General features: G+C 37.9%; 6 protein-coding genes. All 6 read right to left on the minus strand.

The genetic code is table 11. From position 1 onward, the window contains the following. Positions 1-654: 654 nt before the first annotated feature. From H4K35_RS13805 to H4K35_RS13830, 6 genes are read right to left on the minus strand one after another with little or no spacing between them, the layout of a single operon-like run. A complete protein-coding gene (locus tag H4K35_RS13805; protein WP_182628546.1) occupies positions 655-1545 on the minus strand; it encodes an endonuclease/exonuclease/phosphatase family protein in 891 nt (296 codons plus the stop codon). Then, positions 1539-3290 (minus strand): RagB/SusD family nutrient uptake outer membrane protein, encoded by a 1752-nt coding sequence (locus H4K35_RS13810; protein WP_182628547.1) that lies wholly within the window; start codon positions 3288-3290, stop codon positions 1539-1541. Before H4K35_RS13810 ends, H4K35_RS13805 begins: the two co-directional genes overlap by 7 nt. A 12-nt stretch (positions 3291-3302) precedes the next feature. Further along, positions 3303-6527 carry a TonB-dependent receptor gene (locus H4K35_RS13815; RefSeq protein ID WP_182628548.1) on the minus strand — a complete coding sequence of 1075 codons (3225 nt, stop codon included), beginning with the start codon at positions 6525-6527 and terminating at the stop codon, positions 3303-3305. An 11-nt stretch (positions 6528-6538) separates the two neighbouring features. Next, on the minus strand, positions 6539-7738 hold the full coding sequence (locus H4K35_RS13820) for a DUF5689 domain-containing protein (protein WP_182628549.1): 1200 nt from the start codon (positions 7736-7738) through the stop codon (positions 6539-6541). 40 nt (positions 7739-7778) lie between these two features. Then, positions 7779-9017: a YdcF family protein gene (locus tag H4K35_RS13825; protein WP_182628550.1), complete on the minus strand. Its 1239-nt coding sequence runs from the start codon at positions 9015-9017 to the stop codon at positions 7779-7781. Positions 9018-9019: 2 nt separating this feature from the next. Further along, complete coding sequence (locus H4K35_RS13830) at positions 9020-10705, minus strand: RagB/SusD family nutrient uptake outer membrane protein (protein ID WP_182628551.1); 1686 nt, start codon at positions 10703-10705, stop codon at positions 9020-9022. Between the last annotated feature and the right edge of the window lies 1 nt (position 10706).

A 10706-nucleotide genomic window follows, 5' to 3' on the forward strand; every position in this document is an offset into this window, starting at 1 on the left:
ATTAGCAAAACTTTTTTGAAAAATATTTTTTCATCACTTTTCGCCAACCCTCAGTGTTTACTGAAGCGGACTGCAAAGATAAGACTCTTTATTTCGATTATCCAAATTTATTTTTAAAAAATATTTTCGAACCAATCTCAAGTCTTTTCTACTGCTTTTCTATGAACGTCTGCTTGTTTAATGCGGATGCAAAAGTAGTACCTTTTTCGCCACTTCCAAATTATTTGTTGCTTTTTTTTCAGTAAAATTCCACTTTTATTCACAACTCATTACTATAACGCACGTTAGATCGAAAAGTTTTTTTTGTAGGTTGCTCGTTGCTCTTCGTTCTTCGTTCGATGCTCGTTGTAAAGTACAAAACGGGAATATGAACAAAAACTGTATAGCTATAGCAGAACGAGACAGACGCACAACGTACGAATCATGTATACATATAGAAGGAGACAAAAAAAAAACTTAGAAAATAGGAGCAAGTGACATTGGGTTAGCAGAACAAAGAGCCACAGTTTCTTCACGCATGCCTAAGTGAAGGCATATTTCTGTTTTCTATTCATAGAAAATGCCCCGAAAGTATCTAACTTGTTGGGGCATTTACATGTATTACTAGAGTCGCTTTGGCTTCAACTTAAACTCAGAGTTGCTCGAATACATTTTTTATTTTTTCATTTCTACTTTCATTACAACAGGAAAATGGTCTGATGCATAATCATCTTTTACAGTATAATAATCGGTTACTGAAAAAATTTCTCTAGCCTTTTCATTCATCATCAGATAATCAATTGTTGTTCTCGGTTTTTTAGCTGGAGCAGTCAAAGGACATGTTCCCATACACCCTGTTTGAAACATAGTGGATAATGAATTCCACAACTCATGTGTTGGTGGCATATTTAAATCAGCTCCTAGAATAATGGGTTTACTATTATAAGGAGTTAAGAAATTCATCATTTCTCTTATTTGCACTTGTTTACTGCGGTCTTCTAGGTGATCAATATGCGTAGAAGCAACATACATACTTTGCCCTTCCTCAAATTCTATTTCAACTAAACCAATGGTTCTCAATTCTGATTTTGTTCCTTCAGCTCCGGGTAAACTGTGTTTAACTGAAAGTTTATGTTCTTTTTTGGTTAAAACAGCAACACCATATTCTCCATTTGAGCGATTTAAAGCTTTAGCAAAGTAATAATTCATGTTTGTTTTTGCACCTAATGTTAAGGCTTGATCTAGGGTTTTACCTGATCGATCAGTAAATCGATCCACTTCTTGTAACAATACCACATCTGGATTTTCTGCATTAATTACTGCTGCAATAGCATCGATATCTACAAATCCCTCTCCTTTTGATGGTGGGTTAGCGATATGGATGTTATAACTCATCAAGGTCAATACCTTTGCTTCCTCTTTGGGACCTTCTTCTTTTCCTCCTCCTTGTTCTTGTTCCTTGTCTTTTTCATTTCCGACTACATGATCACTTGAATTACAAGCTAAAGTGAACATTAAAATAACGAGACTCGTTACTTTACTAGTGATTTTTTTCAATTTTACCATCCTGGATTTTGTTTTAAATTTGTATTGATTAATAAGTCTTTTTCTGGAATTGGGTATAAATAGAATTTGTCTACCCATTGAATACGATCATTCCACAACCATTCTAATTCTCCTTTTGTTGTTTCTGACAAGCGTAATCCTCCTTTTGTAGGATCCACATTCACGTAGTTCACGCCTGGGATCTGGTCTTTGGGTTTACCTATATAAAAGACGACATCTAAAACACCGTCACTATTTAAGTCAATTGGTTCATCAAGTTGTTCGACATAGATTCCATTTCTTTCCTTTTCATACAATTTTCCCAACTTCCAACGCAGGACATCATCAAATCGAAAGCCTTCTAAAGCGAGTTCAATGGCTCTTTCTCTCCTTACCTCTAAAACTACTGGATCTGAAATTCCAGGATAAAAGGTAGATTGCAAGTATGTATCTACTGTATTGGGCTTGCTTTCATTATTTTCAATTCCTGCTCGTGCTCTTAATTTACCGATGGTTTCTTGCCATTGTTCTTCTGACATGAGGTTTAGCTCTGCTAAGGCTTCTGCATAATTGAGTAAGACCTCAGCATACCTCAGAATTGGAACTGCATTTGTATTATTTCGACCACTATCATAAGACACATCATCCTTTACCCACTTGATGGGTTGATATCCACTGTAGGTATAGCTAAATACGGGAGGAGTCGGTGTTAGGATTCCACCAATATTTCTTTGGTAACCTTTTGTACGGATAAGTTGGGACAATCTTTTGTCGCGCTGCTCTACTTCTGCCATAAAGGTTTTTGTTTTATAGGAAGCATTGGATGTAAAGAAAGTACCATCTTGATTGAGGAAGGTATGCATGAAACTACGAGTAAAACTAATTCGATCTCCGTAGGAGGCACTCGTATAATACCAATTGGCATCGTGGAGTATACCTAGTTCTTTATCATAGGCATTGACCAACAAAAACTCATTGGCATTGGGTTGATCTTGTATAAATAGATCGCGATATGGAGTTTCTGATTTGGTATGTAAACTATATTGCCCGCTTGAAATTACTAATTCAGCCGCTATAACAGCTTGATGTAGGAAATCATCGGCTGTGGAAGCGAGATTAAGTTCGGTATGATACTTGCGATAAGTTCCTTCGAATAAGGCAATTCTCGATTTAAAGGCTGCAACTACTTCTCTTGTAATTAGTGTTCTTGAGGCTTCTTTTTTTGTTCTGATATGAGTATAGGCAAAATCGAGATCTTGCATTATCGCATCCATCACAAGCACGCGCGAATCTCTACCTGCATAAAGCTGATCGTCATCTACATCTAAAGTTTTATTGATCCAGGGCACATCTCCAAATCGCTTTACTTTTTCAAAATAAAACAAAGCTCTAAAAAAACGCGCCAGTCCATTGTAATGGTTTCTTGTTTCTAGGTCAATTTGACTCGATGTGTTCTGCTCCAAAAAATAGTTAACATTTCGCAATTGTCCCCAACTCCATCCAGAGGATTGTTTCGGTCCAAAAGCACCTGCTCTAAAAAAATTAGGCACATCTTTGCGCACTATATAATCGGCCATATTATCTCCACGGAGGATTTCGTTGGCCGTTGGCAAGATTTGGTAGAAGGATTTGGAATACAATTCCAATCCTTTTTCACTATTGAAAACAGCTTCTCTACTCACTGTAGATACAGGATCTTGGTCTAACTCTGCACATCCGACGCAACAGAGAAGTAGAAAAGTGTAGAAGAAATTTATTTTTGACATCGTACTTAATTTTTAAAAACTGATATTAATTCCAAAAGAGATACTCTTTAAAAGGGGGTAATTAAAACCATCCCCATAATTTGTATTGGCTAAATCTTGATCAGAGGCTCCAATATTTTCAACATCAATAGCGCTCGAACGTTTATAAAAGGGTGAATAGGTGAATAAATTTTCACCTGACACATACAATTGTAGGGTATCTACTCCCATATGTTTAGGCAATAGTTTTGCTAGGTCATAACCGAATTGAATATTTTTTAAACGGATATATGCTACATTTTGCAAGTATTTCGTTTGGGTTTGACGCAGTGTTCCCGAATCAGACCAAGCGAGATAGCCAGTATAGCGAGGGAAATAAGCATTTGGATTATCTTCTGTCCAAATTTCGCCTAGTTGTGATTGAAGTGGATGTCCATAGGGTGCATTATACTGTCCCCAAAACGAGTTTGCTCCTTTACTCGGATACCAATCTTGTTTGCCTACCCCTTGAAAGAATGCTGAAAAAAAGAAATTATTCCAATCAGCAGCAAGCTGTAAACCAAAGGTATAACGAGGCAATGAATTACCTATTACTTTGCGATCACCTGGATCATCAACCGTATTATCACCATTATCAATAACCCCATCGTTGTTTAAATCTTGAAACTTTATATCGCCTGTACGCCAAACACCTTGAGCTGTTGAGCTGAACAAATCTTGATTCGCTGAACTTTTAATCTGATCTTCTGAAGTAAAAAAGCCATCGGTAACATAGCCCCAAATTTCACCTAATTGCTGACCTGCATAATAATCACTCAGCTTATTAGTAGGGTTATTGTACTTTGTTATTTTAGTTTTATTATCAGCTAGTGTAAAACGAACATTGTAATTGAGTGGTTTTGCCAATAGGTTAATCTGATCTCTCCAGTTTATTGTAAGTTCCCATCCGTTGGTACGCAAGTCGGCATAATTTCCTTTAGGGGAACTCGATCCAAAAACAGCGGGTAACTCTGGCCCAAGGGTGAACATATCTTTTGTTGTTCTACTGTAAACATCTCCACTAAAAGTCAATCGATTATTGAAGAAGTTAACGTCTAACCCTATATTTTTTGTTGTTACGGTTTCCCAAGTTAGTCCTTTGGGAATCACGCTAGGAGCTGAAGTGTAAGTAGCTAAATCCCCATTTAGGATTCTCAATTCTCTATTAATCATTAGCTGTTCGATAAACGAATACGAACGAATATTACCATTTCCTAAAGCGCCATAGGATCCTCTAAGTTTCAGTAAACTAATGTATTGAGGAGATAGGTTCCAAAATGGTTCGTTTGATACATTCCATCCTGCAGAAACAGAGGGAAAGAATGCAAATCGTTCATTGCTAGGAAACTTCGAAGATCCATCATATCGACCGTTTAGTTCTATCAAATAGCGGTTATCGAAATCATAGTTTAAGCGATAAAAACCGCCTAATAGACTCCAGCGTTCATATCCTCCTGATACGACCATGGATTCTCCTGTTGCTAAGTCCAAATCATTTGCATCGTCAAAAAGAAGTCCATTGCGTTGAGAACCTGTATTTTTGAAAGTTGACATTTCTTGATTCACCCCCAAGAGTGCATTGAAATTATGTTTATTCCAATCCTGTTTGAATTTGAGATATACGTTTGACGTCAAGTATTCTGTATTTCGGTTCATCACGCGATAATCGTTTGTACTAGCCCCTAGGTACTGAATTATACCCGGGGACTTGCTAAAAGGCACAGGCACTCGTCTTCTTGTTTCTTCCTCTACTTTCAATTGATAGGTAAAATCTGCATTTACACTTACTACATCTTCTTTTATATTCGCCTTAAAACTGGTCGTATTTTTGAATAGCTTATTGTTTTTATCTAGTCCATTTTTCCCATAATAGAAATCACCTACGGTATAAGCTGCAGAATGGGTCAGGGTACCATCAGGGTTTAACATTGGACTCATTGGGTGTCCTTCTGCAACCATATTTCGCCATATTCCTCCTGCTTCTCCTACATTTAAGGGATTGTGATAGGCTGTTTTAGCAAAAGAGGCAGTATTTGAGAAATCCAACCACGAACGTAGTTTTGAACTAGCAACCGCTCTGAAATTATACATTTTATAGTCATCAGAATTGTAGCGAAACAATCCTTTTTGATCGATAATTTGTCCACTTAATGAGAATTGGCTTTTCTCTGATCCACTTGACAAATACAAATTATGAGTGAGGGCATACGTTTGGTCTTTATACAACAATTTTTGCCAATCCGTATTTCCATAATACACATATTCTCCTGTTTGAGGGTCGATTTCTACTTTAGGAGCATTGGGATCTTTAGATCTTCGTTCTAACTCCAACAAATACTCTTGAGAGAAAGGCATGGTTTTATTGACATTTTGTGGTGTACTACTGTAGTTATTCCAACTAGAGAAAGCTTCGTTAAACATCGATGCCCAAGTGTAACTATCTGTTACAAAATCAGGTAGTCGCGTTGGTTTTTTAAAACTTACATTTTGACTATATGAAATTACGAAATGGTCTTTTTTTGGTTTTTTCGTTGTGATAAGCACAACACCAAAAGCACCTCTAGCACCGTAAATAGCGGCAGAGGAGGCGTCTTTCAGTACCGAAACACTTTCGATATCATTTGCGTTTAACAAAGCGGGATCTCCTTCTACTCCATCAATCAATACTAAAGCACTACCTCCTTGTCCAATCGAGGTTGCTCCTCGAATATTAAAACGTGGAGATTGGGTTGGTTTTCCATCAGTAGGGGCAATATTTAAGTTGGCTACTAACCCTTGTAAGCCCAGAGCCGCATTAGGTATTGCACGATTTTCTAATGCACTTCCCTTTATTTGATCAACAGCTCCTGTTAGGTTTTCTTTTTTTTGTTCACCATAAGCCACTACTACCACTTCATCAAGATGTTGATTTTCTTCTTTTAGATGTACGAGAACCTCTTTTCCTTGCTCAAAGCGGACTTGCTCAGTGACATAACCATATAAGGATACTTCTAATACCCCTGTAGTAGTGGTGGTTTGAATGGAAAATCTACCATCGAGATCAGTAAGCACAAGTGTGGCTGTGTTAGTATCTTTTACACTTGCACCAGGCAAATGACCATCTGCTGCTTGTACTTTACCTTTAATCACTATGCTTTGGGCTTGAGCATACCCACTTGTTGCAAGTAGGATAAAAAAAGTACAAACGAAATACCTTATGTTTTGTTCTATCTGTTTCATTGCTTGACTACTTAGAATCCGAATATGATATCATCTATGTTTACTCGAGGTCTATTGCCATTTTCGAAAGGTTGAGAAATATTGACTACTCTAAATCTCATTTTTCCTTGCTTGTGTTCCTCTATTTTAAATTCTGATACTTTTAATTCTTTTGATTTAGTATCTACTTCGATTTCACCAATACTGTGATACGTTGCGCCTTGATCCATCGAAATTTCGACGCTTAATAAGGTTGGGTTTTCGTTATTTACTTCTGCCTTAGCAGGATAAATTCCGTGGTGTATTTTTAACGTTTGTACGGGTTCATCTAAATCAAAATTCATACTGAGGATTCCTTTTCTCAGCTCATTCGATACATGTCCTTGTAGACGAATACTCTGTGCTCCATTTTTAGGATCTGCATCCGTTGCGGCCGTAATTCCACCATCAATAATCCATTCTCCTGTTCTAAAAAGCAAACTTTTTACATCGTATGAACTACTAGAGCTCTGTTCGAAATCTTCTTTCAATTCTGAAATTTTGAGTGTCATATCTTCTAATGAGCGAGGCATCAGTCTAACTCCCTTTTCATCCATTCGAGCAATTGCTGCTAGTGTGGCTAATTTTTTCACTATAGGCTGATCTGCGAATTGCGCTTCTTTACGCACTTCTAATGCAGCTGTGGCAATGCCATCACTTACTTGACGACTTCCTTGCCAAGTTGTCTGGTCTTGTGTATCGACTTGCAAATCGTCTAACACTACTAAAATAGGCCCCCAATAAGGAACTTCTTTCTTCAACGTTGAAAGATCAACGGCAATTGGTGCAACTTGAAGTTGTTCTCCAGTAACTTTTACATTTACTCCTGAGATATTTTTGACTATTTTTTCTCCATCTACTTCTTGTAAGGTTGCTCCTTCGAGGTTAATTTCTACGACTTCCCCCACTTTATAGCGAACTGCATTGGTCAATTCTAATACAATCGCCGCTTTTGCTATTTTATCTTGTACCACGAGATAATTGTGTTCGGTATTTCCTTGAGCGGGATCACTCACCACAACAGCTGTTAGCGCTGTGGCTCCAAATTTTAAGTCGGGCGATAGGGTTACTTTTCGCAAATGCTCAATAGTTTTGGGTTGAGGCCTTTGTTCCAATTGATCATCGGAAGAAGAACAATTAGCTAAAAAAGCTAGGTTCAACAAGGCGAATAAAAAAAACAATTTTTGTTTCATTTCGTTTAGGTTTACGTTCTTGGTTACTTTTTTTATTAGGTTATGGATCTAGAGGTTCAAGTGGATTAATCTGTGTCATGACTTCTACAGGATAGTACTCTAGGAGTTCACCATTTTCTATTTCGATAAATTCCCCTGGGAGATAGCCTAATTCTGTGACGAATCGCTGTTTGAATTTGGCATCGTAAATCATCCTAATGTGATTATAGTGACTGACGATCATGCTTTTTTGTTTGATATTAAATCCATAGCGCAGCATTAAACGGGTTGCATTTCTCAAATTGGTTGTAGTGTGTCGAGCATAAGGTTCAACAATAATGGCTTTCTCAGGAATACCGTAGACTTTCATCAACTCGTCTTTCATGACAATTGCTTCACAAGTTGCAGTTCTGTTGGGGTGTACGTGTCCTCCTGAAACAAGAATAAAGGGTGCTTTCTTTTGTCTGTATTGAGCCACAGCAATCTCTAAATTAAGCTTTCCTAAAGCCGATAAAGGATCTCGATAATTGGCTGGTCCATCCCCTAAGACAAGCAGCGCATTATAAGGGTAGGATCCAAAATCAACTTCTTTTGCATAGTCTATTGCCTTTGCATTGTACTGCTCGTCTAACGATTCATAGCGAACGCCTTCATCTCGATGATTGAAATACATCAAATACAAAGCATAGTCTAGTGAACGCTCAAAAAACAAGGAGATGTCCTTTCCGTTCTCCAATAAATGACTAGACCAATAAAGCAAGGTTCGCTTGTAGTAATTGGAGGTTACCTCATAAGAAACAGCGTCAATTTTTGGATAGAACGGATCCAATCCTTTACCATATACATTTAAGGTGTGATTGATTCCTTCTAAATTTAATCGGACAATTTCAGCGAGAAATGAATCGTCGTTTGCAGTATCCAAATTTGCATACTTTCCTGAATCTCGCATAGATTGAACAAATTTCTTCACATCTTTGTGCTTGCTCATCTTTTGAAATTCACTGACTATGGCAACCATTTCTTCTTTTGTAAAAAGATAAGGGGTGATCAATTGATCAGCTGTTATGATTTGTGTTACATCCGCTTGACTTTCAAGTTTTACTTTTTGATTTTCTGTCCAAGCTTGGAGTTTTCTACTTTTCAACACGTGCTGACTCACTTCTGCATTTTGAAGGAGCTGACTAAAAAAGTAAAAATTGTTTTCCTTCAATTGTTCAACTGTTTTATTGTTGTGGCTTTCCTGAGCAGATCCAGTCAAACTCCAGGCAGCAAAAACAAACAGCAACATCATTTTTTTCATACTTAATAATTTGGGTTTTGTTCGATTTTAATTTCCCCTGCTCCATCGATATAGCGCTGAGGAATAGGGAGGTACTCATTTTTTCCTTTTTGAAAATGAGCGTTGGTTAAGAAATTTCTCTTTTGTTTTTCTCGAGGTAAATATTGATTATTGATGACATCCGAGGCAATTCCCCATCGCACAAGATTAAAAAAGCGTTCACCTTCTAGGGCTAGTTCTAATCTCGACTCTAATCGAACCGCTTTTTGGGCTTGTTCTTTTGTTCGCCATGGGTTTTTATAGGGTTCGATATAGTAAGGCGCAGCAGCACCTTGTTGATCTAATCGTTTTACGTACTGTGATTGTTTCGCTCGCATGCGAATTTGATTTACTAAGACTTGAGCTTGATTAAAATCTCCTTGTTCAACCAAGGCTTCTGCCCTCCACAACAAGACCTCAGCATATCGAATCACATAGTAATTCAATGCCGAAACATACGGCCAAGTCTTACTATAGTATGGTGATTTTGCAGAAACGATGCGTTTTTTGGGACCATACGGTCCATATGTAGCCTCGTCTCTAGCCCAACTTTGGTGGTACAGAATACCTAAATCGCGATAGGGTATTCCTGGTCGTCCAACTGTATGGTCCAATCGTGGATCTACAAAATCACTAGCACGGAGATCTAGCGTATCCAACACTGGCAATCCATGTTCATTTGTTCGAAAAGCATTAATTAAATTTTGAGAGGGACGATGAAAACCATATTGCGGATAAAACGGCCCACCAGGTGAAGCGAGTCTATCTCCGACGCTCCCGTTATAATTGTGAAGACTACCATCTTGTATGGCGTGCTGCACAGCAAAAATGATTTCTTTATTGTTGTCGTTTTCAGGTAAGAAAAGTCCTTCAAAATCGGCATATAAACCATAAGTACTTCCTAGCACTTGTTGGGTTAAATGAATAACTTCTTCCCACTTTCCTTGGTATAATTTCACTTTAGCGTGATAGGCAATCGCTGCCGTTTGTGTAGGTCTTCCCACTTCCATTTGCTTAAGGGGAAGTCGCTCACTGGCTCGCAAAAAATCTTGACCTATTTTTTCCCACAGTTCCTCTGATGTATAGAGAACATTGGAAACAGTAAAGGCGTCCATGTCAACGATACTTTCATCTAGATAGGGAATTCGATTGTAAAGACGTTTTAACTCAAAGTAATAGTGTCCCCTCAAAAAGTAGAGTTCCCCCTTTCTTTGTTGTTTGTGTTGTTGATCAAAATCATCGACAAGCTCCAACAAACGCAAAGCTGTATTGACCCTGTAAATTCCTTCATACAGAACGCTCCATTTGCGTTCAACATCGAGAATCGTTGGGTCTGTTTGATACATTTCCATACGGTGTATTTGCACTTGGTCTCCTGTTCCTCCCCCTCCTTTATAAGCGTCATCAGACATCACATCACCAAAGCTCCAATTAGAGGCTGGTGAATTCATTGCATTGGAAGAATTATCTAATTGTCCATTGAGTATTTGATAGGCTCCAATGATCAATTTTTCAACATGTTCTGTTGTAGTTATCTCTTCGGGTAACAACTCTCCTGGAGGTGTCTCCGTTAAAAAATCTGAATTACAAGCCCACAATGACGTGATACTTACTGCCAAAAGGAATCGCAAACTCAACAGATAAAAGGATATATTTTTTTTCTTCTTCATC

Origin of the sequence: Myroides sp. NP-2, assembly GCF_014145665.1 — a bacterium.
GTDB lineage: Bacteria > Bacteroidota > Bacteroidia > Flavobacteriales > Flavobacteriaceae > Flavobacterium.